This window comes from Agromyces ramosus, from assembly GCF_030817175.1.
Taxonomy (GTDB): domain Bacteria; phylum Actinomycetota; class Actinomycetes; order Actinomycetales; family Microbacteriaceae; genus Agromyces; species Agromyces ramosus_A.
Genome location: NZ_JAUSYY010000001.1, coordinates 2146071 through 2170180 on the forward strand (window position 1 = coordinate 2146071; position 24110 = coordinate 2170180).

Genomic DNA, 24110 nt, shown 5'->3' on the forward strand with positions numbered 1-24110 from the left:
AGTCCTTACTTGTCGGCGGGAGTCGCGTAGACGGTGAGCAGGGATGCGGCGTTGTAGACCGCCGCGGTGAACGCCCACGTGTTGCCGCCACGCTCGAAACCAGACCAGCCAGCCGACGTGACGTACATGCGACGGTTCGCCTGCCCGTTCGCGAGGACGGTCCTCGCGTCCATGTCGATGTCGAGCCACTCGCCCGCGGTGAGCACCAGCGACGAGGCGAACACGAGCGAGCGCCCCGAGCTGACGTGGGTGACCACAGGACCCGTGCAAGGGCCGTCGATGCGCAACCGCACCGGACCAACCTCATTGCCGGTGTTCGTCAGGGACACTTGACCGGCGACCTGAGTCGCCTCGATCGCGAACGGCACCGTGAACGGGAGCGTGAGCCCGCCAGAGCTCGACGGGAGGGCGGTCGAAGCGCTGAGCTCAGTGCCACGCTTGCGGCCGTCGAGGGCGACGACCTGGAGCGCGTACCGCGCGATCCAGTCATTCTCCTTCGGCGAGCGAACCTCGTCGGCACGTCGCACGTTCAACCACCGCGTGCCGCGCGCAGACGTGACCGTGAACGGCCGGTCGTCGAGCGCGACGGTATCGTTCAGCCGGTCGATCGCGCCGTCGAGCAGGATCGGTGATGGCGCGATAATCAGGCCACGGACGGCCATGTAGCGGGGCGTGAGGAAACTCTCGCCGGCCCAACCCCAGTTGTCTCGAGGGTTCTGCACGACGTCGAGGGTGGGTGCGGATGAACCGTCCCACCCCTCGAAACCGCCCTTCTCGATGCGCCACCGAACACCGTCAGCGTCGGTCGCGCCAAAGACGATGGCGCCGTCATAGTCGATCGTGGTAGCCATCAGCCCCCCAGTTGGTTCTGCCGGTTCGCGAACTGCTGGGAGAGCTGCATGCCGTCGTGGGACGTCACGTGCCAGTGGTGGATGTGGGTGACACCCTGCTGCCCGGGCGCTTGCACTGTGCCGGCGTCCATGCCGCGGGCTACGCCGGCGGGCAGCGTCGGGGCGACCACCCCGGCGTTGATCTGCTTCAAGAGGCCTCGATGACGGTCCGCCTGCCCGAACACGTTCGAGGTGATCTCTTCACGGTTGGCGAGGCGGAACAGGCCCGCCGTGTCGCTCCCGGCCGTGCCGGGCCCGAACACCGTGCCGCCCGAGCCGCCGCCGGCGAGACCCGGGATGGTCCCGCCCATCGCGACACCGGGCCGGCCGGAACCGGACACGGCGCCGTTGAGGTCGGGCATCGTCGCCCGTACTTGGATGGTGGCGATGCGGGAGTTCACGTTCGCGATGAAGGCCGCTACCTGAGCCTTCGCGTGCTCGGTGTTGACTTCGAGCTGTGTCGGGGGGAGTGACGCGGGGACCTTGTACAGCTCCTCGACGTACCTCGTGACCTCGTCACGATTCATGCCGTTCGCGACCGCGTTGTCGATGATCGCCTGCCGCTGCTCGAGCATCTTCGCCCTGGTCTCCTCAGCGGAGAGCCCCTGATCGCGGAACGCCTGCGCCGACACCTGCGACGACTCGATGAGGCCGAGAAGGCTGCCACGGTTCGTCACCGCGGTGTCGGACATGCCCGAGAGCGATGCGCCAGCCGTGTCGAGCGCACCGGTGGCTTCGTCGAGGTAGTCGGGCAGGTTCACGAGCTGCTGCTCGAACTGGTTCTGCGCCTGAGCCGCGTCGATCTGCTTCCCGTTGAGGAGGTCGAGGGCCTGCTTCAAGAGCCCGGCCGCGTCGTTCTGCAGGTACATCTGCGCGGTGGCCTTCTCCGTCTGAGACGCCATGTCCCCCTGTGACTGATCGACCGCTGAGTACGCTTCCACGGAGACGCCGGCGGCCGCGGCAGCAGTCTCGAGGGCGTTGCGCTGGTACTCCGTCTGCACGGTTGCCTTGCCGGTCGCTGCATCCAGCTCCGCCTGCGCGTCGACCGCGCCCTTGATGCCGAGCGCATTGCCGGCGATCGCGTCACGGAGCAGGTCCACCTCTTGGGCGGAGACCTTCGAGATGGTGCCCGCGGCGTCTTGCTTCCCGTAGTACTCGTCGAGGCGTTCGTTCACCCGGGCGAGGGCCTCAGAGTTGCCGAGGGTCGCGTTCGTGACGTCCTCGACCGAGACCTTCAGGAGCTTCGCGGTCGCGAGCACACCGGACTCTTGCAGCTTCTGGGCGGCCTTCAGTCGCACGTTCTCGCCCACAGCACCGTTGTCGGCCTGCACCGCGGTGGTGTAGTCGCGCATCGCGGCCGTGGCGCCCTGCTGGCTGGCCGTTGCGAGCACGAAGATGGACGCGAGCGCCGCCACACCAGCGATGATCCAGCCGATCGGGCCCGTGGCGATTGTCGTCGCGACCCCCACGGCACCCATCGCGGCCGCCACTCCCGAGAGCATCGGGGCGATGAAACCCCATGCCTTGAACGCGATCGCACCCCACGTGATCATGCCGATGAGGGTGCCGAGGAGCTCCACAGGGATGGAGGAGATCGCGTTCGCGACACCGGTGAGCACGGCCATGCCGATAGCACCGAGAGGGGCGAGCGCCTGGAGCACGTGCATGACCATCGTCCCGAGCGCCCCGAGCAGATCCACGACCTGCGGAAGCGCACCGAGCGCGTACGACGCGAACCGCTCGAGGCCACCGTTCGACGTCCACCGCTCGAACCCGACGGACAGATGCTCCACCCACACAGCCGCGGTCATCATCAGCGGGTTCAGCACCCGCAGCGACGTGAGGATGCCCGTGAAGAAGTTCGCACCCGACCGGCCGAGGAGCTGCGAGAACGTGCCCACCTGCTGGTTCAGGAACGGCAGGTCGTCGTTCGTCTCCGCGACGACACGGCGGAACGAGGACAGCATGTTCAGGGCCGCCGTCGACGAGAGCTGCGACAAAGCGCCCTTCATCGACGTGACACCTTCGGCGTACTGCTTGCCGAGCTCGGTGCCCTGGTCCATCTCCCGGTTGATGCCGACGAGCGCGAACACACCTGCAGCGCCCATGCCGAGGAACGCGGCGCCGATGCCGATCGCACCAGCCGCGACGGGGGCGAGGAGAGGCAGAAGCACCGCGACGGCCGTGGTGATCATCCCGAGACGGGTGACGTGCGTGCGGTTCGCCTCGTTCGCCTTGATCGTCTCCGACGTCGTGCGACGGGTCTGCTGCTCGTGCTCCTGCGACTTCTGCGTCACTGTCTCCGTCGCAGCGGCGACGTCGTCGAGGTCGGCGATGACATCCTTCGCGTTCGAGTTCAGGTCGATGCGGGTGTCGCCAGCTTCGAGCGCCCGCATGTCGGCGAAGGTCGCGGCCATGCCCCGCTCCCAGTCGGAGCGGTCCATCTTCATCTTGCCGACGATCGAACCTGCGGTCGTGGGGCCGTCACCTGCCATCGTCGGCCTCCGGCTTTTCAGGCCCGACCGGGTGGTCGGGGTCGGGTGCGAAGAATCGCGCGAGCAGCGAGTCAGGGTCCGAGAGAAGACCGCGCACCCGGGTGGCGAACCAGCGCCAGGACTTCGCCCGCCACACGTCTTCGAGGTCTATGCCGAGCACTGCATGGAAGCAGTATTCGAGGAGCGACCACTGCCCGATCAGCGCAGGCCATGTGACCGGTTCACCGGTCGTGGCAACGCTCTTCGGGAGGTCGTACCACTCGTACAGGCCAGTCAGGGGGTCTTTCTCGCCGCGGCCGTACTCTTCGATCGCCGCGAGGCCCTGTTGCCGTGCTGGCTGGCCATCAGCTCCGCCGCCGCTTTTGGGTTGAGACCTGCCTCCCACGTCGCGACCGCGTACTCGCGGCCGTACTGGAAGTCGTTCATGGCCACCATGCCGGCGCGCATCGCAGCGTTCAGGGGCACACCGTCGGCGATCATCTCGTCCCAGACGGGGCCGAGGAGCAGCTTGTACAGCTCAACGGCGGGCAGGTCCTGCTCGGCCTCGCCTGTGGCGATGTTGTTGAGGCGCAGCCCGAGCGGGATGCTGACCTCGGGGGCCGTGTAGACCTTCCCGCCGATCGGGAACTCGAGCGGGCCGTCGGCGAACTCGTTGTACTCGCGAAGCTGCGTCATGAGGATGTCCTTTCGTTGGGGATGGACCCTGACCGCCCGCATCCCCACGGGCGGTCAGGGGGCTTGCTACGCGCCCCGGGTGTAGGGGAACGCGGGCGTCGACGCGCCGGCGGCGTTGGTGACGACGATGTTGCCGACACCTGCCGAACCGGCGGGCATGACCGCGACGATGGTGTTGTCGGAGACGACCGACCACGACGTCGCGTTGACGGAGTTGAACTTCACGCCCGTGGTGGGGACGGTGCCGATGAAGCCGGTGCCCGTGATGGTGACGAGCTGGCCGACGGAAGCGCCCGAGGGGGTGGCGGCGAGCACGACGGGCACGGCGGCCGCGGCATACGGGTTCGTGATGGCGGTGAGAATGCCGTCACCCGTGAACGTCATCGTGGCCTCGTCGAGGTCCGCGACGCCGGTCTTCGACGGCACGAACCCGCAGATCGCGATGCCCTGGTACGCCTCGGGGGCGCCGAAGCGGTCGTACCAGCGGATGTTGAGCCGGGCGAGGTCGCCGAACTGGAGGTTCGCGAGTCGCACGAGCTCCTGACCCGGGTCGAACACGCCTGCGTTGGTGGCTCGCCGGGCCTTCGCCGTCACGACCCAGCCCTGCATGGTCTTCTCGAACGAGTTGAACCCGTTCGAGTCGTAGTCGTCGGCAGCCTGCAGGGTCGGGGAGACGGGAGTCGCGAGGTCGTTGATCCCCTTGAGGTTGACCCACGAGGTGGGTGCCGCGATGGTCGACAGGTCGACCTTGAAGCGGCGTGCGAGAGCGGTGGTCATGATGAGCCTCCTCAGGCTGATCGGGGGGTGAGCCCCGCGGCACAGGCCGAGGGGGCGAAGCGCTGGCGGTTACCAGCTACCGCCTTGCGGGCGGTTGATCGTTGGGGGCACGTCCACGTCGAGGTAGTACTGATCGGCGCGTTCCCACCGCTTCGAGGCGTCGTCCATGCCCATCGGGGCGACAACACGGCGGTTCATCTGCACGACGGTGACGCCGCCGAACACGAGGCTCGTCGCCCCGTGGAGCAGGTCGCTGATGGGGTCGAGGAGGTCGTCGACGTCGAGTGGTCGATTCGGGATGCCGCGGCCGCGGATCTGCACCATGGGCTGTGAGCTCGGCATGGTGATGTCGTCGCCCGCCCATACGCAGTTGAGGGTGACGACCCGGTCGGGCGACTGCGGCATGATCTTCATGAAGATGCCCGTCTGCCCGACCGGGTACGTGCCTGCGGGGTTCCATGCGATGCCGAGGCCGGCGCCTGCGATCATCGCGGCGAGGCCGGTGAGGAGCGTGGTCGTGTTGCTCACTGGAACGCCCCTCCGAGGGTGTCGGCGACGATGCCGAGCGCGGTATCCGCTTCGGTGCGCATGGGCTGCTCGAGGTACAGCGCCTGGCCGACGGTGTGTTTCCACGTCAGCTCGTAGTGTTGCCGCCGCGCGTACGGACCGGGATAGGTCAGCTGTGCCTCGTCGCCTTCGACGGTGACGCCGGCGCCGGCGCGAAGGTTGCCGTCCCGCTCGGGGGTGAGTGTGACTGCGACGCCGCGGATGTGCTCCATGCCGCGGGCGAGCGCGATGGGCATGAGCTCGTCAATGCCCTCGTCGACTCGCTCGAGCACGACGCGGAGGTCTTCGTCGTCAGCCATCGTTGGGCTCCGGTACGGCGTCGCCGCGGAAGTTGGTGAGACCACGGACGCCGAGCGGGTTCCGCGTCTTCCCGCCGTGCTTCGCGTTCGCTTCGGTCATGCGCTGGATCTGGAAGTCGATCGGCAGGTCGGTCATCGACGCGAGGTACTGGCCGATCGCGAGGCCGAGGAACGCCATGCCTTCGACGCTCGAGGTCTTGGCGAGCTTGTCGTAGCTCTTGTCGTCGAGGATCATGCGCACGTCGACGTCGCGGTACTCGCCGCGCTCGGCGGCGGTGCCAACGAGGAACACTCCATAGCCGAGATGGCGGAATGCCTCGGCGAGGGGCTGGCATGCGAGGTCGAGGAGGAACATCTGGCGGGGCGAGAACGCGCTCATGATGCTCCTCAGGTGAGGTTGATGACGACGTGGTCGGGGAGGTCGAGGTCGCCCGACTCGAACGGGGCGGTGACGATGACGCGGGAGACGGTGCCGTTGATCGTGACGCGCGAGCTCGGGGCGAAGAGTGCCGCGTTGGCCGGGTACGTGTACACCGTGGTCTCGGAGACGACCTGCTCGCCCGTGGAGGACCGCACGAGGCGCCGCTTCGGTTCGATGAAGCACCCAGTCGGCGGCGTCAGAACGACGGGTGCGGCGAAGATGTCCTCGCCGTAGCCGTTCGTGCCTTGGAACGTCTCGACAGTGAGGGCGTGGACGTAGAACTCGTCGAGCTCGGAAGCGCTCACGAGTGCGCCACCTCGGCGCTAAGCAGACCGCGCTGCCAGAGGTACTTGGCTGCCTCGGGCACGAGGTCGGAGTAGGCCGCGGAGCGCGCGGCCGCGGCTGCCGCGGTATCGCCGTACTCTATGACAGCCGTACCGAGCTCCTTACGCTTTTTCGTCGCCTGGACGATCGCGCCGCCCGTTGCCGGGTCGATCTTCAGCGCCACCCACGCCGCTGCCTGGATGCAGGTCGCGTCGCGGAGGGCATTATTCACGTCCTCATCGGTCGCGAGGCCCGTCGCAGGGTCGGTGTCGTAGATCGCGGTCTTCGTCGCGTCGAGCACGAGAGTCGTGCACGAGCGGAGCGTCTGGGTGATCTTCGGCGGGTCGGTCGTCTCTCCGGTCCACGCCTTGTAGTCCGCCGCGGAGGCGAGAGTCGTCGGTACAACGAACATGCGTCGCCTCCTCGAGCGGGTGAGTCTGGGGTGGTTCCCGGAGCGCCCCCCATGTGAACGCTCCGGGAACCGGGGTGTTGCCCTACCTCGAGGGCTTCGGCGTAGCCTTGGCGGCTTCCGCTGCCTTCTCCGCCTCGGCGGCTGCGAGAGCTGCCTCTTCGGCTGCTGCCTGCTCGGCTGCGATGCGCTCGGCTTCCGCTTCCTCAGCCGCGGCGAGCTCGGCTTCGGTCACTTCGATGTCGTACCCGCGGCGTTCGAAGTACGCGAGCGCGATGGGGTCGTCGGTCTCACCGGTGCCGTTCGCGAACGAGACGCCCGCGACGATGCCGGTGAAGCCCTTGACGGGCGTGTTGATCTTCGGTGCCATGGTGCGGGCCTCCTACTGGACCTTGATGTTGCGGAACACGGCGGCCGCCTTCGTCGCCTTGAGCGCGATGGACACGGGGCCCATCTCGACCTCGCCTTTCTTCACGGCGCCGGAGGTCGTGAAGTCGGGGAGCCACGTGTCGACGAGCTGGCCGCCGACGGTGGAGACGCCGTGGAAGCCGTCGAGGCCCACCCGGTAGGCGTACAGGTCCGTCAAGCCCGTGGTCGAGACGCCGACGGTGCGGGTCTCGATCGGGATGATCGGCGTGCTGGCCCCTGCCTGGTCGCCGGCGTCGGCGAACAGGATGCCGCCGTACTCCTCGCGGGTGATGGGGCGTCCGTCCTGACCGACGAGACCGTCGATCGGGTTGCGGACGTACATGCCCGTGCGGCGGACGATCGCGCGAACCCGAGCGAGGGCCTTCTTGTTGCCGACGATCACCGTGGGGGTGCCGTCGAGCAGCGAGAGGAACTCGTCGAGTGCGTCGAGCGCCTTGAACTTCACCGACTGGTCGGTGTCGAAGTCGGTCCAGTTCGACACGACGGTGGCGTTGAACTCCGTCGCCGAGCCGGTGAGGGCCTTGTCGAGACCGTCGAAGCCGTTCGCGTTCACGGCGGTGTCGCCGTTGATGACCTCGTCCTGGAAGCGAGTCCGGGTGGACTTGATCTTCTCGGCAAGGTTGATCGACACGGCGCTCGAGGCGGCGGGGCCGATCTTCGCGACGACACGGTCGACCTGGAACGCGCCACCGAGCGGCTTGAGCTCGGTCGTGTAGTGCTGGGTCGTGATCTCGCCGGGCGTGTACTCGGCGTTGATCGCACGGAAGTCGGCGCCGGACTGGGTGATCTGGCGACGGTAGCCGTACGTGAGAGTCGCGCCGCCGCCGGCGGGGTTGACGGCGTCGTCGAAGACGAGCGTGTCGAGGATGACGGATTCCTTGCGGAACTCGTCGATCACCGCCACGTTCAGGTCGGTCTGGGCGTTGAGCTTGCCCTCTGCGAGTGAGGTGGTCATTTCATCTCCTTGGGAGGTGGGTTAGCCCCCGAGCGCCTTCTTCACAGCGCCGTCGAGGGTCATGGGTGTTGCGGGGGTTCCTCCGCCCTGGTGGCCGCCGCCGCTCGTCGGGGGCAGTCCGGGGCCGGACTTGAAGGCCGCGTTCCTCTCGATCGCGTCTTCGATCGCCTTCTTGACGTCGTCCTCTTTCGAGAGGTCGACGTCGGCGAAGCTCTTCATGAAGTTGCTCGAGTCGAGCAGCAGGTCGGCGCGTGCGCCGAACTTGGGGGCGGCGAGCAGCAGCGCGTTCTCGCGCTTGTACTGGTCTCGCTCGGCAGCAGCGGCGTCGCGCTCCTGCTGGGTGGTGGTGTGCGCGGCCTGCTCCTGCTCGAGCTTGAGGCGGCGCTCCTTGGCTTCCTCTCGGAGCTCGCGCACGTGCTCGTCGGGGTCGCCGCGGTGATGCACGGGCGGGGCTGGTGCCGGGGGAGCGGGCGGGGCGGGTGCGGGTGCGGGTGCCGGAGGAGCCGGTGCAGGCGGGGCGGGCGGCGCCGGCGGATCGGCAGGCGGGGGCGTGTTGCCGCCCGGGTCGGTGTTGTACCGGATGCCGCGCAGATCGTTGGCGGTGCGGCCGATGACGGCCATGCCGTCGCGGTCGCGGAGGGTGGGGAATGCGGTGATGCTGTGCTTGTGCACGATGAGCCTCCAGCTCAGTAGGTCCGGCCTCTGCCGGCGTCCAGCCCTGCGCTGGGACGTGTGGTCCTGCGCCGCCGCCGATGCAGGGGGCAGCGACGACGCAGGAGTCTGTGGGCCTCAGTAGGCTCGTCGCACTACTGAAAGGAGTCCCGAATGGACTTGTGGAACATGGCCTATGACGCGTTGCCGGCGAAGCACGAGATCACGACGGTCGACCAGAGGATCGCCGCCGCCAACGTTCTCGCGATCCTGGCTGTCGGGCAGCACCTGAGCCGCATCAATGAGGGCGAATCGACCTTCGCTGAGGCCGTCGTCGACCTCGCCCGACACTTCGAGCCGGACGCCGGAAAGACCGACTGGCACCAGTAGTGAGTGTTCCCGGCGGCGGCAGGTCTACTTGCTGCCCGAAAGGCGGGGCGTCATGAGCAGCCTTCGAGGGAAGTCAGGCTCGTTGACCGCCGCCGGGAATGGGAAGAGCCCCGTGCTATCAGCTACGGGGCTCGAGTGGCGGTGCGCTCAGTCGACGAGGAAGCGGTCGCTCGGGTTGCGCAACACGATGAGGTTCGCCTGCGCCTCGGCCTCGTCGTAGCCGAGCTCGAGGTAGGCAGCGATGATCTCCGCGTCGGTCGCGGTCGCGACGTTCTCGACGGGCACGATCACAGCAGCAGCCCCTTCTCGCGGAACATGGCGTCGATCGCGTCGGCGATCGGCTCAAACTCCGTACTACCCCATTGCCGGGCGCGCGTCCACTCATCCTTGCGTTCCCGCCACCACTCGACGCCGAGGCTCAGCGCTTCGTCGCCAGACCGGACCGCGATCCATTGCGAGTACGCGCGGGCGAACATCTCGGATGGCGTCAGCAGGTAGCGGATGTGAGTTTCGAGGTCCGGGTCGTCGTCCGCGCCGGCGAGAATCTCCTGCAGCCGTCGCACCTCGGGGGAGTCCTGCACGACACGCAGCCACCTGAGCGTCGAACGGGACGTGGGCAGCTTCGTCTCGAGGAACGTCGTCGACTGGCCGAGTACTCGGTGATCGATGTAGTGCCCGATCTCGTGTGCGACGGTGAGCTGCACCGCGGGACCCTGCGAGCGGATCTCGATCAGGGATCGCATCGGCGAGTACTTCCCGAGCTCCGCCATGTTCGCATCGTCGGTGATCTTCACCGGGCGGACGGTGTCGGGTACCGTGTGCACCTTCTCGATCGCACGGCGCGCCTGGCGAACCTGCGCGCCGACCATGCTGCGCTCCGACACGCTTACTTCGAACGCAGGGCCGGGCACGCGGTCTGACGGGGGACCGAACGGTCGCGGCGGCGTGGGTGGCGGCTCCTGGGCGTGAGGTGGGTTCCAGTTCGGGCCGCGGTCGTCGGTGAGGTGCACCTGCTCGCGTCGCGATTGGCGGGTGAACCCGGTGTCGCGGACGAACACCCGCATGCGGGCCTGCTGCCGTCGGACCTTCTGGGTGGCGTCGGTGCGTGCCTCGGGGGTGAGTGCGAAGTTGAACTGTTGCTTCGCCTTCCGGATGTCGCGCTCGATGGCTCGCTGCCGTTGCGTGAGCGTGTACTCGCGCTGCATCTGGTCGGTCCACACGCCCGGTTCGAGCTTCGTGATGCCCGGGTAGACGGGGATGAGCGTGTGCCGACAGTTCGGGTGGAACAGCCCCGTGGCCGTGGCCTGCTCGATCGTGCCCGCGACGGGGATGACCGGGTTCTCGATCGGCTCGGCGGTGATGACGCGCCCCTGCCATGGGAAGCAGAGCGGGCAGGGGTGGCCCGATGCTGGGACGGTGAAGTACTCGATCCCGACCGCGCGCATCCGAGCGAGGTGCGAGGCGTTGTACGCCCTCTGCGACGCCGTGCGCACCGCCATCTCGACGTAGGAGGACAGAGCCCAGTCTCGGCCGCTCCTATCGGTGAATCCGGTGACGCCCTGAGAGACGAACACCTGCCACGCCATAGCCTGCGCCTGCGCGGGCGTGACGTCGTTCGCGAGCACCTGATAGGTGGCGCCGTGCGGGGCGATCATCTTGTAGATGTCGTCGGGGAGACGGGTGATGCGGCGGCGCACGTCCTTGAGCTCGGACGTGATGTCGTCGCGGATGGCCTGCGCTGCCCGGTCGCCGTGGGGCATGGACAGGTCGAAGAATCCGTCGTCGGGGAGCTCGAGGTCACGACCGGGCGGGCGGCCGTCGCCGGGACCGCGCGAGCCGCCACGGGAGTCGGTGCCGGGTGCCGCAGCGAGGACCGCGCGGAGGTCGCGCGTCTGTCGGCGTGCCTCGCGTGCTCCCTCCGCTACCGACGTCGACACCATGGCCGCAGCGAGGTCGTCGCCGCCGGCGAGGTAGTCGAGCCAGCGACGAACGAGCCGGCGCAGCGGCCCGAGCACCGCGTACGAGGTCAGCCCGGTGCCGGCCATTTGGCGGACGATGCTGGTGAATCCCTGCAGGAGTTCACGCTCGGCGAGGAGGTACATCGCGATGAGCGCGGTCTCGTGCTGCGCCGCGGTGGGCTCAGGCTTCGGGGTTGTCGCCATCCTCGTCGTCTCCGGGGTTCTCGTCGAACGGCGGCATGCGCGGGTCGGCCAGGCTGTCGTCCTGCTCCTCTGAGCGGATCTTCGCGACCTCCACGTCGACCTGCTCGTCGTCCCAGTCGGGATTCGCGCGGCGCACCTTCTGCTCGGTGGAGATCGCCCCCGCGGCGTCGAGGAGCGACAGCGTACGTGCCAGCTTCTCCGGGTCCTCCTGCGACACGTCGGGGAACTCGACGATCGGCAGCTCGAACCGGCCGCCGCCCTTTCCGGGGAACAGCTTCCCGTCGAGCTCGAGCGCCACGGACACCTGCCGGGAGATGGCCTGCTTGTCGTAGAGGGCCTTCTTGTCGCGGGTGCGCTCGGACGCCTTGTCGCGGTCCTCGACCTCGGTGGCGGTCTGCTGCTTCTCCGAGCCGTAGTCGCCCCACGCCGACTGCGAGTAGCCGGCGGCGCGGAGGATCTCACGGTAGATTGCGTGCGCGGTCTTCTCGTGATCGTCGACACGGATCGCGAACTGCACCTGGTCGAGCTTCATCTTGTCCGGGTCGCCTGGGGCGTTCAGTCCGACGAACGCCTCCTGCCCAGCGTCGAAGTACGAACCTGCGCCGGGCCCGAGCGACTGCAGCACCGACTCTGGGACGAGGATCTTTCCCGCGCCGAGCTTCAGGTCTCGCATCCACGATGACCACGTCTCGTCGAGCGCATCGAACAGCGGGTGCAGCTCGGCGAAGTCGGAACGGCCCGTGTACGCGAGCTCGCCCTTCTTCCGCCACGCCCGCGTCGGCATGTTCGGGTTGTACGACACCGTGAGCCGGTCGATCCCGGTCTCGATCACCGAGTCGGCGTTGATCACCTTCGCGAGATACTCCGTCTCGGTGCGCTCCGTCAGGGGCACACGGCGGCCGATGTTCGTCTCGGTGCCCTCGTATAGCGCGTGCTCGATCGAACCGATCTCGTGGCGCTCGAGGTGCCGCCAGAACACGTTGTCCTGCCGGTACTCGGTCCACATGGTGCAGGCGATGAGCTTGCCCTTGCGGAACTCGGGGATGATCACGTCAGCGGCGGACGCTTCGAGCCAGACGTGGTCGGCGACGTCGGTGTCCCAGACGGTCGTGAGCACCGCCGCGCCGAGCGCGGCCTTCAGTTCACCCATCTGGTTGAACATCGCGTGCACGTCGTCGGAGTTCGCGATCAGGTCGAGACGAGACTTCGTCTTCTCCGCCACGTTCTCCTCGGTGAGCTTCACCTCGGGCGGCTCGGAGAACAGCAGATCGCTGGACAAGGTCGCGAGGTCCGCCGGCGCAGGAATGTGGATGCGCGTGCGCGACTGGCCGGCAGGGACCGGCCGGCCCCAGAACATGCGGGTCGCTGCGCCGACGATGCCGCCCCGCATCGGCTGCCCGTTGCGGACGTAGTCGGGGCGGGTGCGCTGCTCCTCGCGTCGGTAGATGCGCTCGAGCGCATCTGTGTCGCCGAGGTACCACGCCTCGTTCTCTGCGTACACGCGGTACGCGTAGTCCCACGGGGCGGGCGGCCACGCTGTGTTCGGGAGGGGCAGCGGCACGGTAGCTCCTCTCACGCGGCTGGAGCGAGCTCGCCCTGCCAGTACGTCTTCGTCGAATGGGTGATGTACCGGCCGGCGTCGAGCCAGTGGTCGTGCTCTTTCACGACCTCGTCGTCGCCCTTTTCGGTGGCCTTGTCGGACCACTGGTACTCGGACACTTCGCCTTGGAACCGTTCGCACCGGTCGGTGACGAGCAGCTGGTCGTTGTCGAGCAGGTTGCCCATCGTGGCGATGCCCTTGAGCACGTCGTGATCGGCTGCCCACGGGGAGAGGCCGGTGCCACGGAGGTCCTGGTGCAGCTGTGTGCGGAACGAGGCGGCGGCCGGGTCGAGCATGATGAACCGCGGCTGCAGCCCGTTCGGCTCGGGCGAGTGTGGCTTCGGCAGCCACGCCCGGAACCGCTTGGAGAGCTCGGCGTCGGTGAGGCGAACACCGTGGTTCGCGTCGTCGGAGGGGTCGTAGCCCCACTCGTCCATGAACACGAGCCGCGGCTTCTGCTCGTCCGTGAGGCCGAGCATCATCGCCGTGGTGGGGTTCGTGGTGCCGTAGTCCATGCCGATGCCGAGGATGTCCTGCAGGCGCGGCATCTGGTCGAAGGGGATGACGTGGCGGGTCGGGTCCCACATCGGGTAGACCGCGCCCGCGGCGTTCGTCCACTCGCCTCGGATCATCCGGTCGTAGAACACGCCCGAGAACGAAGCCTCCATGTCGGCGATGTACTCGGCCGAGAGGTTCGGGTTGTCCTTCATCGTGAAGTGGAACGAGACGAGGTTCTTCTCGCCGGCGGGGAGAATCCACTTCTTCCTGATCCAGTGATTCCGTGACGCGGGGTTCATCGTCGCAAGGAGTCGGGCGCCGTCGACGCGGAGACGGGACACGAGCATGTTCCAGAACTCTTCAGGCATCAGCGCCGCCTCGTCGGCGTACGCCAACGCGATCGTGGCGCCTTGGATGCGGCCGACAGCCTTCGCGTCCTTCGCACCGACGAGGAGTACTTCACGGCCGAGGATGACCGCTGAGGTCGCGCCGGGCGTGTAGTGGATCTGCGACGAGATCACCGAGCCGAAGATGCTGGTGTTCTGGAACAGCACGAACACGTTCTGGTAGATCGTCTGCAGCGAGGCGCCCGCGATGACGATCATGCCCGTCTTCGGAGCCACCATGACCGCGAGAAGGAACGCGAACAGCGACGCAACCGTCTTCCCTGCCGACACCGACCCGTACCAGAGCGCGAGCTTCCGGTTCATCGCATCGACGATCGAGAGGATCTGCGCCTTCGAGACGAGCCGCTCGATGTCACTCAGGTTCATCGGTGCCCTCAGGCGGCGTCTCCGCACGGTAGTGGACGGCCGCGGCCTTGAACCCGTCAGCGAGAGCGTCGAGCACACCGACCGCCTGGTCGAGGCCGCCGTTGTCCTTCTCGACGATGCGGGTCGCCTTGTCGAACGCGATGCCCGCAGCGGTGAGAGCTTCACGACGCATCGACATCGGCGCCCGCTCGAGCTCGTGCTCGGTGAACGTGTTGTCCTTGCCGCCGATGTTGTACACCGTCACCTTGCCGCGGATCTCTCGCAGAGCCTCGCGGCCGGCTGCCATCATCTCCTCAGCGAGAAGCAGGCGCTCAGCGGCCAGGTCGACCTTGTGCGCCTCGACCGCCGCAGCAGTCTGCGCCCGGTCGAATTTCAGACCTTCACGCTCAGCCCACCGCGACACCGTCGACGGCGAGCACTTCAGCTTCTTCGCGATCGCACGACACGAGAGGCCCTCATCGAAGAGCCGCTGCGCCTCTGCGCGTTTGCTGTCGAACGTCCCGTTGCGCGCCATGGTCGTTCACCTCTTCGGGCCTCTTGCCCTGTATGGGTGTCTAGCCGTCGTCGGCTTGGAGTGGGAGTGTGTGGGGATGAGCGACGTGGAAGAGACGAGCGAGGATGCCGAGAGTATCGAGATCCCGCGGGCTGGAAGGTCGATACTCACCTGCCCCCGATGCGGCGTGCCCGCGCAACAGGTTTGGGCGACGCTGTGGCAGAACCGAGCCGACAACGTAGGTTGGGTGCAGCTTCATGACGAGCCCGAATCAGAGCGAAGCTGGAACGGTCTCCTGATAGGCGGCGTGGTCTGGCAATCCGCCCACTGTCAAGCGTGTGACCGTCGGTCGATTTGGCGCGGGGATTCGATCGCATACCCAATCACTTCGGGTGGCCCCGCCCCTCACAGGATGATGCCTGCGGACGTTCGCGAATTGTATGACGAGGCCAGCGAGGTGTTCGGCCTCTCACGTAAGGCCGGGGCGGCCTTGATCCGTGCTGCCCTTGAGAAGCTGATCCGGCAGCTCGACGACGGAGGCACTGAGAAGGACCGACTGCACGACCGTATCGCTCGGTTGAAGGGACGCGTGAGCGCGCCCCTCGGGCAGCTGCTCGACGTTGTGAGGTATCTCGGAAATGAGTCACTCCACGGAGTCGGTGAGGACGAACTCGTCTATCTGTACCTTCACGACGACACGAGCGGTGTTGGCGAGATGCTCTTCGATGCGGTGAACGATCTCGTCGATGAGTTGATCGCTCGTCCCGCTGCGATCGATGGAGCTTGGAAGAGACTCCCCGAAGGCGTCCGCGATTCGATTGACCGCAAGCGTCGCAGCGCGGATGGCGCCGTTACACCTTGACGTTGCCCTTGCGACAGTTCGGGCAGTTCGAGCGAGTGCAGCGGGTGTCGCAGTGCTTGCAGGAAGTCACGCCGCCTCGGCGGGCGGTCTTCGCTGTGCCGCAGATGCAGACGAGGTGCGCAGGGACAGGCATGGTCAGTCACCGCGTGCGAAGAGCCAGACGAGCCACGGCCAGCCGAGCTTCCCCCAGAGGACAACGACCGTGGCGCCGATGACGAGGCCGAACGAGTACCAGAGACCTGAGCGCATGACCTTGCCCTCTCAGGTGAGGATGCTCCAGAGGATCACCGCTGCTGTGCCGAGAGCTGCAAGGCAGATGACGACCTGTCGGGCGAGCATCGCTGCCTCCCGGGGTACACGAAAAGGCCCCCGCGTGAGCGAGGGCCTTCCGGAAGTTGACGCACTGATGCTGTGCGATGACTACGTTACAGCATTCGAACTACAGCGGTGTAATTCTCTGGCGTGTCGTTGCCGCAAATTCTAGTCGCTGTCGGAGAGGGCGTCGGCATTTCGGCGCTGCGCTCACGGCGAACAGCGGCCCATGTGGGGGATGCCGCGGTTAGCGTTGCCAGTACGGCAATCGCCCAGACGACGAGAGCCCCGACCCTTTCGGGCGGAGCTCTTGTCTTCGATCTGATGAACACCATGCCGCGAGTTGGCGCTCGCGGGGAGTAGGAGACTGCCAGAAATGACAGCCGCAATCCCGATGTACTCGAACCATCGTATTACATATTCGCTAGGTGTCCACCTCTCCGGTCATTGGACCGTGCGGGTGGACTGGGGCGGATGCCTCCGATCGATCCTCACGACGCTCGACGAGCTCGTGCAGATCAGCCTGCGGGCCGCACCGCTGTGGGTCCCGATGGTGGTGGTGCTACTGCGCGGCTAGGGTGACGGGCGGGGGTACCGATCGTCCCCGCCTGCACGCCCGTCTCCGAAATCGTCGCTGACCTCGCGCGCATCGCCGTCCCACTTGCCGTCGCTGAGCATGTGCAGGTAGGCGGCGAACGCCGCCGGCTCCTCGCCGGGCTGGATGTCGTGCTCGGCGCAGTACTCCTCGAAGGACGGCTGCCGGTCCGCGTTCACGAACTCATTCTGACCCTTGGCGTGTGATTCCGCGGCGATTCGTTCCATACCGCTAGCGTTCGGCCATGCGCGACATCGACTGGTCCGATGCCACCACGTTTGACTGGGTGGTCGAGTTATGGATACCGCTCGCACTTGGTATCGCGACGGTGGTCGTTGCCGTGGCAGCTGTGCGCGCTAGCAGCCGCGCCGGTCAACTCGCCGAGAAGGTCGAGATGGTGCGGATTGAGGAGGAGTCCCGCAGGGTCGATGAGAATCGTCGGCAGCGTGTCCTCGACATGGCGCAGACGGAGGCGCGTCTCCTCTGGACATGGTTCGACCTCGAGCTCAGCTCATTCTGGCGGTTCCAGCGCCCGACTCCTGAGCCCGAGCGCGATCCTGCGATCGCCAAACGCGCTGCTCAGGCTGCGCTTGCACATAGCTTTGTGCCAGGCGCTCGGGCGATGTTCGAGATCACAGAGTTCGACATCAGGAACCGCCACGCAGATCTTCCTGCCGATGAAGTAGACGAATTCGGCACGGAACATGCTTCGCCGGAAGCTGAAGCCATCACGCAAACTCGAGACGAGCGAACTCTGGGGCGCATCCACGACTGGGCGCTTGACCCGTTCGAGGCAGCTGGGCGCGTCGAGGCGGAGCTCGAGATGACCCGAATGCAGCCGGCGTTCTACCTCGCCTCCGCGGGTAGGTGACGTACATCATCGGGCTCAGGCACGGTCGGTCTCCGCCTCGTCGGGGTGCTCTTCGAGGTCCCACGCGAACCCGCGCACCCCGGAGGAGCCGACGACGCGGTACCCGCAGCAGCCGCACTCCACCGCGGAGCGCTCGAGGCCGCCGCGGCCGTCGGGCCGGTACGTCGCGGTGAGGGCGATGCGCTTCTCCCGGTCGTACCAGCGCTTCGGGGGCCGGCTGCCGGGGATCGGTCCGGAGTTGAGGATCTGCTCGAACCAGTCCATGCCGCACTCGGGGCAGTCGTACGGCTTGCGGGTGTGCGTGTCGATGAGTTCGAGCACGATCGGCGGGTGCAGTTTCGCGTTGATGGTGTGCTCCCACGGGCTCCACACCTTCCGCCAGAACTCAGCCTCATCGGCGGTGAGCGTTGGGTTGACGACCCTGTACCAGGCGCGCAGGTTAGCCTCGGGGGTGAGGTGCGGCATGAGGTCGGTGTCGGTGCGGAGCTGGTGCAGAATGATCCCGTCGAGGCGGTCGTACTGCTCGAGGGCGTCCGAGTCGAATGGGACGCTCGAGGTCGATGCGGCGAGACCGTTCCCGCCGGTTCGGTTGGAGGCGATCGCTTCGCGGAGCTGACCGATGAGCGGGTCGCGGCGCACCCACCGGGAGCGGCCGTCGATGATCGCACGGTACGGGTGCTCGATGGTGAGGCGGTCGATGACGTCGAGGAGCTCGTCGCGGTCGGTGGTGGTGTTCATCGGGTCTCCTTCGGGTGGCAGTGGCAGGCGGGGTTGGCGCACCCGAAGCCGGGTGTCTTGCAGCACGCGCAGCACGGCTGGGCAGGCGTGCGGTCGCGGGTCGGCGGCGGGGCGTACGAGGGGCGGGTCACGGCTCGCGCTCCACACGAACCTCGGGAAGGCCATCGCCCTCGTCGTGGATGCCGAATCGGGCGACCTCAGCCTTCTCATCAGCGGACAACTCAGGGGCGGTCACGAGAGAAGCTCCTCAGCTGCCAGCACCTTCTGGAACAGCTCGGCCGAGCCGCCCGTGTCCGGGTGTGCCGTGCGCTTTGCCGCGCGCATGACGGCGCGCGGGCCCATGCCGTCGAGGTCCGCATCTCCAAGCAAGTCCATGATGAACAGCTCGGCGGCGGACACAGTCGCGAAGCCGGCGAATGTCGGCGTCGGCGCCTCGAGGGCGAGGAACCCGCGGTACTGCTCGCCGCGCGTTGTCACCCCGTACCGGTCGACTGCGCGCAGCTTCTCGAGGGAGAGCGCGATCGCACGGAGGTTGTCCTGCCAGGTGGTGAACGTGTCACACGGGTACGAGAGCGCCCCGTGCCGGGAGTCGAACGACAGGATCACTCCGGGATGCTCCGCCTTCGCCTGAGCGCGCGGCTTGCCGTCCTGACGGAAATCCTGAGGCGCGATCGCGACCAGCATCTCGGCGTTCTTCGCGCCGATCATCCGCAGTTCACGGTCGAGGATCTCGAGCGTGTTCGAGAGGGGCGTCGAGCGGCGGCTGTAGCCGTCGTATCCGGCCGTCTTGAACTTCGACCGCTCGCGCCGGCCGGCGGGCGTCAGCTCGCCGGGCCACTCTCGGATCGGTCCCAGCGTGAGGCCATCGGGCCATTCGCTCATGATGCTTTCCTTCCGTTGGTGCGGGGCCGTCCCCGCTTCGTTTCGAACCCGAGATCGCGCACGGTTGCGGCGACCCGGTGGGCGTCGAGCTGGAGGGTGTTGCTGATGTCAGCCACGGACCGGTGGAGAACTCGGAGGTCGCGGATCATGGTCCGCAGTTTCGGGTCCGGGATCGGGCTGACGAACCGCCTGGGTGTCTTCGGCGGCTCGACGATGCGGTGCACGCCGTCTGCGATGAGGTCAGCGACCTTGACGCCCTTCTCGTCGGCGATGCTCGCGAGACGTGCCCACACTCGGTCTGGCAGCGTCACGGTGACATTCATGCTGCGAGTCCTCCCTCGTCGATGTGCTGCTGGACCTCGAGCGGCGACTGCGAGATCGCACGCGCCACGTACCGTTGCGGCCACTTCAGGTCGCCCTTCGACTTCGCCAGCAGATGACGGGCGATGCCGACTGCGACGTCGGGGGTGACGTCGCGCTGCGTCCACTTCCGGATCTGCTCGACGACCGCGGGGACGCTCGTGATGCCCGCCTGCGAAGCGAGGGCCTGCATTGCCGGTGACAGATCACCCGAGTCAGTCGAGACGCTCGCGTCTACTTCTGGACGTGACTCGTTAGTCAGAGTCAAGTCACTGGGACTGGGACTGGGACTGGGGGACTCCGTGACAGGTGCGTTAGTAACGCCGTTATCCGAGGCGTGACGCTCCCGCCACGCCTTCTGCCGTGCCGCGTTCTTCGCCCGCGCCCGGTCGATCCGTTCCTTCTCCACCGACGCTTCGTCGTTGCCCGCCTGCTGCTTCCAGTCGTGGAACCGATAGCCTCCGTCGATGACGACCCATAGGCCCGCCTTCACGAGTCGATCTGCGAGTCTCTTCGTCCCCAGGCTCAGCACCATCTCGGTCGACACTTCGCCGCCGGTGGCGTACTTCTTGCAGAGGGCGCCGGCGCGAGCCCAGAGGCCCATCGCCTCGTTGCCGGCGGCGAGCACCTTCGGGTGGAAGGGCATGTCGTCGTCCACAGGGAAGTACGGCATCAGGTCCCCTCGCAGTCGCACGGCTTGAGTAGCCAGCACTCGGTGCAGACCTCGCGCTTCGCGTCACGGTCGAGCTCGGTCGCCGCGGCCGTGACCCCATCGCAGTCGTCGTGCACGACCGACTCGCCCTCGTACCGCACGCGATCGCCCGGCGAGATGTGCTCGCCACAGGAACCGCAGCGGCCGTGGTACCTCGCCTCGAAGCTCACTCGGTCCACCCCATCGAGGTCATGCGCTCGCGCGCGTCGTTCTCACTGATCCCGGCCCACTTGCCGGCGTCGTCGTAGATGACCCACACGAGCTCGAGGTAGCTGAGCCGGGAGAGCACCCAACGCCGTGCGGGCCACTCGCGCCAGTCGCCCCAACCGGGCACACCCCAGCCGTCCTCTACAGCTGAGAGCGGATGCTCGGACTTCCACGCGTGGCAGCCGAGGCCGAGCACCTGCAGGTTCGAGGGGACGGTCCAGCCGCCCTGTGAGCGGTTGCGACGGTGGTCCCGCGCCGTGGGCCCGCAGTCACGCCGGCATCGCTGGCAGCTATCGAGGTCGCGGACCGTGGCGAGGTCGTAGGCGTCCCGCTCCTCCGCCTTCGTCGGCGGGGTCAGCTTCGGGCCGATCATGCTGCGCCCGCAGAAACTGAGAGTTTCCTGTGAATCCATGGGAAGATAGAAACCCAGCCCAGCAAGAGGAAGGTCACCCCATGACACGCCCCCTGAACGAGATCGCGGAAGCGCTCGAGAACCTCGCCGTCACCCCGACCACCGCGACCGCGGCGACCCTCCGTCGGCTCGCCGCCGAGATCCGTGAGCACGATGACTCGGACTTCTTCGACATCATCCCCGGTCCGTCTCGACCGTTCGTTCTCTAGAGCGCTCATGCCGCCACCGCCTGCCCGTTGAGGAACTCAGCCACGGCGTAGCCGAGGTCCCGCGCGGCGGGCGGCGTGACTGCGTTGCCCGCCTGCTTGACCTGCTCGCGCTTCGTGCCGAGTAGGACGTAGTCCGTCTCGAAGGCCATGCCCCGTTTGATCTCGTCGGGGGTGAGCATCCGGAACAGGACGTCGTCGACGTCGAGCGAGAGTTCGGACTCGACGAGCCCGTACCGGTCGTTCGTGGTGAGCGTCCCGTGCGGGTCGGACGTGGGCTTCGCTGACTCGCTCGCGCCGTAGTAGGGCGTGAGGAGCGACTGGTGACCGCCCGTCGTGAGCGTCCGCAGCGTCTCGGTTACCGGCGTCGACATCTCCGCGCCGCCCTCGTTGTTCCGCATGACGAGCGCGTGGTGGTTGCCGTTCGCCGACACTGTGTCGATCGGGTGCTCGGCAGGCTTCGCGACACCGTGGTTGCGGAGCGGGATGACGAGCGCCGTCTCGTTCCGCGTCGACTGCGTCCGCATCGGGCCGTCGACGGGCGCTGCGACCTTCCCGTCGCGACCCTCGACGGGCACCATGAGCGGCGAGTATGCCAGGCCCTTCGTCTGCGCCGTGGTCTGCGTCAGCATCGGGTCGCCGGCTGATTGCACCGTCCCGTCGCCGTGGATGCCGTCGGTGATGAGGGCGTGGCCCGCGCCGTCGGCGACGAGCGTCGTCAGCGGGTCGATGGACGGATCGAGAGTGCGCTCGCGCTCGCGGAACTGCGTGAGGAACGGCGGCAGCACCGCGAGACCTTCACTCGCCGTCGTGTGCTGCGTCGGCATGACGTCGTCGACCGGACGCGCCCGCAGGTACTTCGAGCCCGTCGTGATGCCGTCGTACGTGTTCCCCGCCGCGGTCACGAGCAGCGGTCGCCAGTAGCGGTCGATGCCCTTCGCGATGCGAGCGCGGGTCTTCTCCGCGAGCGGCTTCTTCTTGTCGCCGATGCGTTCGCCCGGGATGGTCCAGTCGATCGCGGATGCCGCGGGGAGCCACGCGGGCTCGATGATGGCCGCGCACTTCGGGCAGCGGTAGAGGTACTGCGCGCGGTAGCGGCCCCACTCCTCGGCCTTCTTAAACGCCTGCACGGCCTGAACCTGCCCGTGCTCGGCGCAGAACGCTGTCGGGCGGGTCCACTTGCCGGTGTTCGGGCGCGGCATCCGCTTCGACACGAGATCCTTGCGCCAGAACACCACGTACATGCGGTCGCGCGACTGCGGCGCCGGGAGCCCGCCGACCTGCGCGTGCATCGAGTTGAGCCACACGATCTGGTGCTCGTACCCGTAGGCCTCCATCACGGACAGCCACTGCTGGAACGGCACCCACCGGAACGCGTCGACGACGTTCTCGATGATGATCGCCTTGTACCGGTGATACTCGGCAAACCGGGGCACGTCCCACATGGTGGCGCGCGAGCGGTTCGCGGCGTCATCGGGCAGCGGCCGCGTACCGTCGAAGTCGAACAGCGCGGCGTCCTCGGCCCGTTGGCGCTTGACGCCCTTCGCGACCGAGTGGTTCGTGCACTCCGGCGACGCCCACAGGATGTCCGTGCGGGGGAAGTAGCTCGGCGTCACCTGCGAGATATCCGCGCTCGAGTGATCGGTCTCCGGGTGATTGAGCTGGTGCGATTCGATCGCCTTAGCCCAGTGGTTCGCGGCGATGACCACCTTGTAGCCCGCGGCGACGAGACCCGAGGACGAGCCGCCGGCGCCGCAGAAGAGGTCGGTGACGGTGAGGCCGTTCCATGTGACGTCGGGCTGGCGGTAGCCGACGCGCTCGAGCGTCGCGGTCATGCGGCACTTCCTTCGATGTCGAGGAGTTCGAACAGGGTCGGCACCGACGCGCGTGCGTCGTGCCGCCGGAGGTAGACGAGGCTGTCGGCGACGGATGCCGGGTTCAGCTCCGACGAGTACGCGCGGCGGCCGGCCTCGACGGCGCAGAGCGCGGTCGAGCCGATGCCGCCGAAGGGGTCATAGACGAGCTCGCCTGGCATGGAGTACTCCGCGATGAGCCGGCGCGGGATGCCGAGGGGGAACGGGCAGATGTGGTTCTCGACGTTGCGGCGCTTCTGCTCGGAGTTGAGCGTGTCGATGCGGAGGATGTCGTGCCACACGTCGGGCCGCCACGACCCGGGCACAAGCGACGCGAACGTGCCAGGGAGCGCGTGCCGCTCCGCGAGCTGCTCGGCGAGGCGCACGTGCTCCTCGTAGTCGTAGACGTGCGCGAGGGACTGCTTCGTGAACAGCCGCGAGCGGGACTCAGGGTCGAGCTGCGCGAGCTCGTCGACGGTGAGGAGCCGGTCGCCTGACTCGCGCCAGTCTGCCGCGGCGTCGATCTGCCACCGGCCGACGGAGTACTCGCCGCGGTCCTTCACGATCCGCTCGTCAGCCCAACCCTTCGAGCGGTCCGACTGCGGCTTGTGGAACAGCAGCACATACTCGGGGGAGCCCACGCCCATCGGCGAGTGGTCCTTCAGCATCTTCGAGTACGAGAGCCGGTACGTCTGGTTGTTCTCGCGCACGACGTCGGTGGTGACGGTGATCATGCCGTAGTAGTCGAACCCGTGACCCGTGTAGTGCGCGATCGCCTCAGCGTGGAACGGCGCCACCGTGTAGACGCCGCGGCCGGTGACTGACCCGAACAGCTGCCGGTCCTTCACGTGCACGGCCATGAGCCGGCCCGGCTGCAGCACCCTCATCAGCGACGGGGTGAGGTAGTCCATCTGCCACCAGAAGTGGTCGTTGTCGTCGGTGTGACCCATGTCGGCGTAGTTCGGCGAGTACTCGTAGTGGTTGCCGAACGGGATCGACGTGACAATCAGGCCGACGCTGTCGGCGGCGAGGTGGTCGCGGGCCTCGACGACAGAGTCGTTCAGCGCGACCGTCCATGCCTCGCCGGAGTACTCGACGCGCTCGACGCGCCATCGCTCGCTGCAGTTCGGCGCTGATGTTCGCCGGGTTCAGCCCGTGCTCACGGATGACGTCCGACATCGTGTCGGTGAGGGCGTCGTGCTCCTGCCACTTCGCCTCGAGCACCGCGCGGACTTCGGTCTCCGACTCGGCATAGATCAGGTGGGCGACGACCTGCCGCTCCTGGCCGAACC

At 67.3% G+C, this 24110-nt stretch carries 32 protein-coding genes; 5 read left to right on the forward strand and 27 right to left on the reverse strand.

Annotated features, from left to right (window positions below; translation table 11 throughout):
- Positions 1–5: 5 nt before the first annotated feature.
- The 13 genes from QFZ26_RS09975 to QFZ26_RS10035 form a co-directional block, all read right to left on the reverse strand.
- Entirely contained in the window at positions 6–851 is an 846-nt protein-coding gene (locus QFZ26_RS09975) for a phage distal tail protein (RefSeq protein ID WP_307041655.1), read from the reverse strand.
- Positions 851–3385 (reverse strand): hypothetical protein, encoded by a 2535-nt coding sequence (locus QFZ26_RS09980; protein ID WP_307041657.1) that lies wholly within the window; start codon positions 3383–3385, stop codon positions 851–853. Before QFZ26_RS09980 ends, QFZ26_RS09975 begins: the two co-directional genes overlap by 1 nt.
- Complete coding sequence (locus QFZ26_RS09985; protein ID WP_307041659.1) at positions 3375–3545, reverse strand: hypothetical protein; 171 nt, start codon at positions 3543–3545, stop codon at positions 3375–3377. Before QFZ26_RS09985 ends, QFZ26_RS09980 begins: the two co-directional genes overlap by 11 nt.
- A gap of 113 nt (positions 3546–3658) precedes the next feature.
- Positions 3659–4060, reverse strand: coding sequence for a DUF7426 family protein (locus tag QFZ26_RS09990; protein ID WP_307041662.1), 402 nt, complete (start codon positions 4058–4060; stop codon positions 3659–3661).
- 66 nt (positions 4061–4126) lie between these two features.
- Complete coding sequence (locus QFZ26_RS09995) at positions 4127–4837, reverse strand: phage tail tube protein (protein ID WP_307041664.1); 711 nt, start codon at positions 4835–4837, stop codon at positions 4127–4129.
- A 69-nt stretch (positions 4838–4906) separates the two neighbouring features.
- Positions 4907–5365: a phage tail terminator protein gene (locus tag QFZ26_RS10000; RefSeq protein WP_307041665.1), complete on the reverse strand. Its 459-nt coding sequence runs from the start codon at positions 5363–5365 to the stop codon at positions 4907–4909.
- The gene (locus QFZ26_RS10005; protein ID WP_307041666.1) at positions 5362–5703 is read right to left on the reverse strand and encodes a hypothetical protein; all 342 of its coding nucleotides are present in this window, start codon (positions 5701–5703) and stop codon (positions 5362–5364) included. Before QFZ26_RS10005 ends, QFZ26_RS10000 begins: the two co-directional genes overlap by 4 nt.
- Entirely contained in the window at positions 5696–6082 is a 387-nt protein-coding gene (locus tag QFZ26_RS10010) for a hypothetical protein (protein WP_307041668.1), read from the reverse strand. The genes QFZ26_RS10005 and QFZ26_RS10010 overlap by 8 nt, the downstream gene beginning before the upstream one ends.
- An 8-nt stretch (positions 6083–6090) precedes the next feature.
- Positions 6091–6429 (reverse strand): hypothetical protein, encoded by a 339-nt coding sequence (locus tag QFZ26_RS10015; protein WP_307041670.1) that lies wholly within the window; start codon positions 6427–6429, stop codon positions 6091–6093.
- A complete protein-coding gene (locus QFZ26_RS10020; protein WP_307041672.1) occupies positions 6426–6860 on the reverse strand; it encodes a hypothetical protein in 435 nt (144 codons plus the stop codon). Before QFZ26_RS10020 ends, QFZ26_RS10015 begins: the two co-directional genes overlap by 4 nt.
- Before the next feature lie 82 nt (positions 6861–6942).
- Complete coding sequence (locus QFZ26_RS10025) at positions 6943–7227, reverse strand: hypothetical protein (protein WP_307041674.1); 285 nt, start codon at positions 7225–7227, stop codon at positions 6943–6945.
- 12 nt (positions 7228–7239) lie between these two features.
- The gene (locus QFZ26_RS10030; RefSeq protein WP_307041676.1) at positions 7240–8241 is read right to left on the reverse strand and encodes a major capsid protein; all 1002 of its coding nucleotides are present in this window, start codon (positions 8239–8241) and stop codon (positions 7240–7242) included.
- Between the two features lie 21 nt (positions 8242–8262).
- Entirely contained in the window at positions 8263–8913 is a 651-nt protein-coding gene (locus tag QFZ26_RS10035) for a hypothetical protein (protein ID WP_307041679.1), read from the reverse strand.
- 168 nt (positions 8914–9081) lie between these two features.
- On the opposite strand from QFZ26_RS10035, the gene QFZ26_RS10040 reads away from it, so the two are divergent.
- A complete protein-coding gene (locus tag QFZ26_RS10040) occupies positions 9082–9282 on the forward strand; it encodes a hypothetical protein (protein ID WP_307041680.1) in 201 nt (66 codons plus the stop codon).
- A gap of 147 nt (positions 9283–9429) precedes the next feature.
- Here QFZ26_RS10040 and QFZ26_RS10045 read toward each other — a convergent pair whose 3' ends face one another.
- From QFZ26_RS10045 to QFZ26_RS10065, 5 genes are read right to left on the reverse strand one after another with little or no spacing between them, the layout of a single operon-like run.
- Positions 9430–9573 carry a hypothetical protein gene (locus tag QFZ26_RS10045; protein ID WP_307041682.1) on the reverse strand — a complete coding sequence of 48 codons (144 nt, stop codon included), beginning with the start codon at positions 9571–9573 and terminating at the stop codon, positions 9430–9432.
- Positions 9570–11444 carry a phage minor capsid protein gene (locus QFZ26_RS10050; protein WP_307041684.1) on the reverse strand — a complete coding sequence of 625 codons (1875 nt, stop codon included), beginning with the start codon at positions 11442–11444 and terminating at the stop codon, positions 9570–9572. The genes QFZ26_RS10045 and QFZ26_RS10050 overlap by 4 nt, the downstream gene beginning before the upstream one ends.
- A complete protein-coding gene (locus QFZ26_RS10055) occupies positions 11422–13005 on the reverse strand; it encodes a phage portal protein (RefSeq protein WP_307041686.1) in 1584 nt (527 codons plus the stop codon). Before QFZ26_RS10055 ends, QFZ26_RS10050 begins: the two co-directional genes overlap by 23 nt.
- Positions 13006–13016: 11 nt before the next feature.
- Positions 13017–14315: a PBSX family phage terminase large subunit gene (locus tag QFZ26_RS10060; protein ID WP_307041687.1), complete on the reverse strand. Its 1299-nt coding sequence runs from the start codon at positions 14313–14315 to the stop codon at positions 13017–13019.
- Entirely contained in the window at positions 14302–14829 is a 528-nt protein-coding gene (locus QFZ26_RS10065; RefSeq protein ID WP_307041690.1) for a helix-turn-helix domain-containing protein, read from the reverse strand. The genes QFZ26_RS10060 and QFZ26_RS10065 overlap by 14 nt, the downstream gene beginning before the upstream one ends.
- On the opposite strand from QFZ26_RS10065, the gene QFZ26_RS10070 reads away from it, so the two are divergent.
- Positions 14828–15670 (forward strand): DUF4145 domain-containing protein, encoded by an 843-nt coding sequence (locus QFZ26_RS10070; protein WP_307041692.1) that lies wholly within the window; start codon positions 14828–14830, stop codon positions 15668–15670. The two genes, QFZ26_RS10065 and QFZ26_RS10070, sit on opposite strands and share 2 nt — an antisense overlap.
- A 688-nt stretch (positions 15671–16358) precedes the next feature.
- Positions 16359–16559, forward strand: coding sequence for a hypothetical protein (locus QFZ26_RS10075; RefSeq protein WP_307041694.1), 201 nt, complete (start codon positions 16359–16361; stop codon positions 16557–16559).
- Here the strand turns inward: QFZ26_RS10075 and QFZ26_RS10080 are convergent.
- Entirely contained in the window at positions 16556–16756 is a 201-nt protein-coding gene (locus tag QFZ26_RS10080; RefSeq protein WP_307041696.1) for a hypothetical protein, read from the reverse strand. The genes QFZ26_RS10075 and QFZ26_RS10080 overlap by 4 nt on opposite strands.
- Positions 16757–16821: 65 nt before the next feature.
- Between QFZ26_RS10080 and QFZ26_RS10085 the strand changes: the two genes are divergently transcribed.
- A complete protein-coding gene (locus QFZ26_RS10085) occupies positions 16822–17448 on the forward strand; it encodes a hypothetical protein (protein WP_307041697.1) in 627 nt (208 codons plus the stop codon).
- 15 nt (positions 17449–17463) lie between these two features.
- On the opposite strand, the gene QFZ26_RS10090 is transcribed toward QFZ26_RS10085, so the two are convergent.
- From QFZ26_RS10090 to QFZ26_RS10115, 6 genes are all read right to left on the reverse strand, one after another.
- Positions 17464–18186 carry a hypothetical protein gene (locus QFZ26_RS10090; protein ID WP_307041699.1) on the reverse strand — a complete coding sequence of 241 codons (723 nt, stop codon included), beginning with the start codon at positions 18184–18186 and terminating at the stop codon, positions 17464–17466.
- Positions 18187–18417: 231 nt separating this feature from the next.
- Positions 18418–19068 (reverse strand): hypothetical protein, encoded by a 651-nt coding sequence (locus QFZ26_RS10095; protein ID WP_307041700.1) that lies wholly within the window; start codon positions 19066–19068, stop codon positions 18418–18420.
- A complete protein-coding gene (locus QFZ26_RS10100) occupies positions 19065–19391 on the reverse strand; it encodes a hypothetical protein (RefSeq protein WP_307041702.1) in 327 nt (108 codons plus the stop codon). The genes QFZ26_RS10095 and QFZ26_RS10100 overlap by 4 nt, the downstream gene beginning before the upstream one ends.
- The gene (locus QFZ26_RS10105) at positions 19388–20101 is read right to left on the reverse strand and encodes a hypothetical protein (RefSeq protein WP_307041703.1); all 714 of its coding nucleotides are present in this window, start codon (positions 20099–20101) and stop codon (positions 19388–19390) included. The genes QFZ26_RS10100 and QFZ26_RS10105 overlap by 4 nt, the downstream gene beginning before the upstream one ends.
- Positions 20101–20319, reverse strand: coding sequence for a hypothetical protein (locus tag QFZ26_RS10110; RefSeq protein WP_307041705.1), 219 nt, complete (start codon positions 20317–20319; stop codon positions 20101–20103). Before QFZ26_RS10110 ends, QFZ26_RS10105 begins: the two co-directional genes overlap by 1 nt.
- Entirely contained in the window at positions 20307–20720 is a 414-nt protein-coding gene (locus QFZ26_RS10115) for an HNH endonuclease (RefSeq protein ID WP_307041706.1), read from the reverse strand. Before QFZ26_RS10115 ends, QFZ26_RS10110 begins: the two co-directional genes overlap by 13 nt.
- 80 nt (positions 20721–20800) lie before the next feature.
- Here QFZ26_RS10115 and QFZ26_RS10120 point away from each other — a divergent pair, with 80 nt between their 5' ends.
- Positions 20801–20968 (forward strand): hypothetical protein, encoded by a 168-nt coding sequence (locus tag QFZ26_RS10120; protein ID WP_307041708.1) that lies wholly within the window; start codon positions 20801–20803, stop codon positions 20966–20968.
- Positions 20969–20973: 5 nt separating this feature from the next.
- Here QFZ26_RS10120 and QFZ26_RS10125 read toward each other — a convergent pair whose 3' ends face one another.
- Positions 20974–22800: a DNA cytosine methyltransferase gene (locus QFZ26_RS10125; protein WP_307041710.1), complete on the reverse strand. Its 1827-nt coding sequence runs from the start codon at positions 22798–22800 to the stop codon at positions 20974–20976.
- Entirely contained in the window at positions 22797–23882 is a 1086-nt protein-coding gene (locus tag QFZ26_RS10130) for a DNA methyltransferase (protein WP_307045035.1), read from the reverse strand. Before QFZ26_RS10130 ends, QFZ26_RS10125 begins: the two co-directional genes overlap by 4 nt.
- Between the last annotated feature and the right edge of the window lie 228 nt (positions 23883–24110).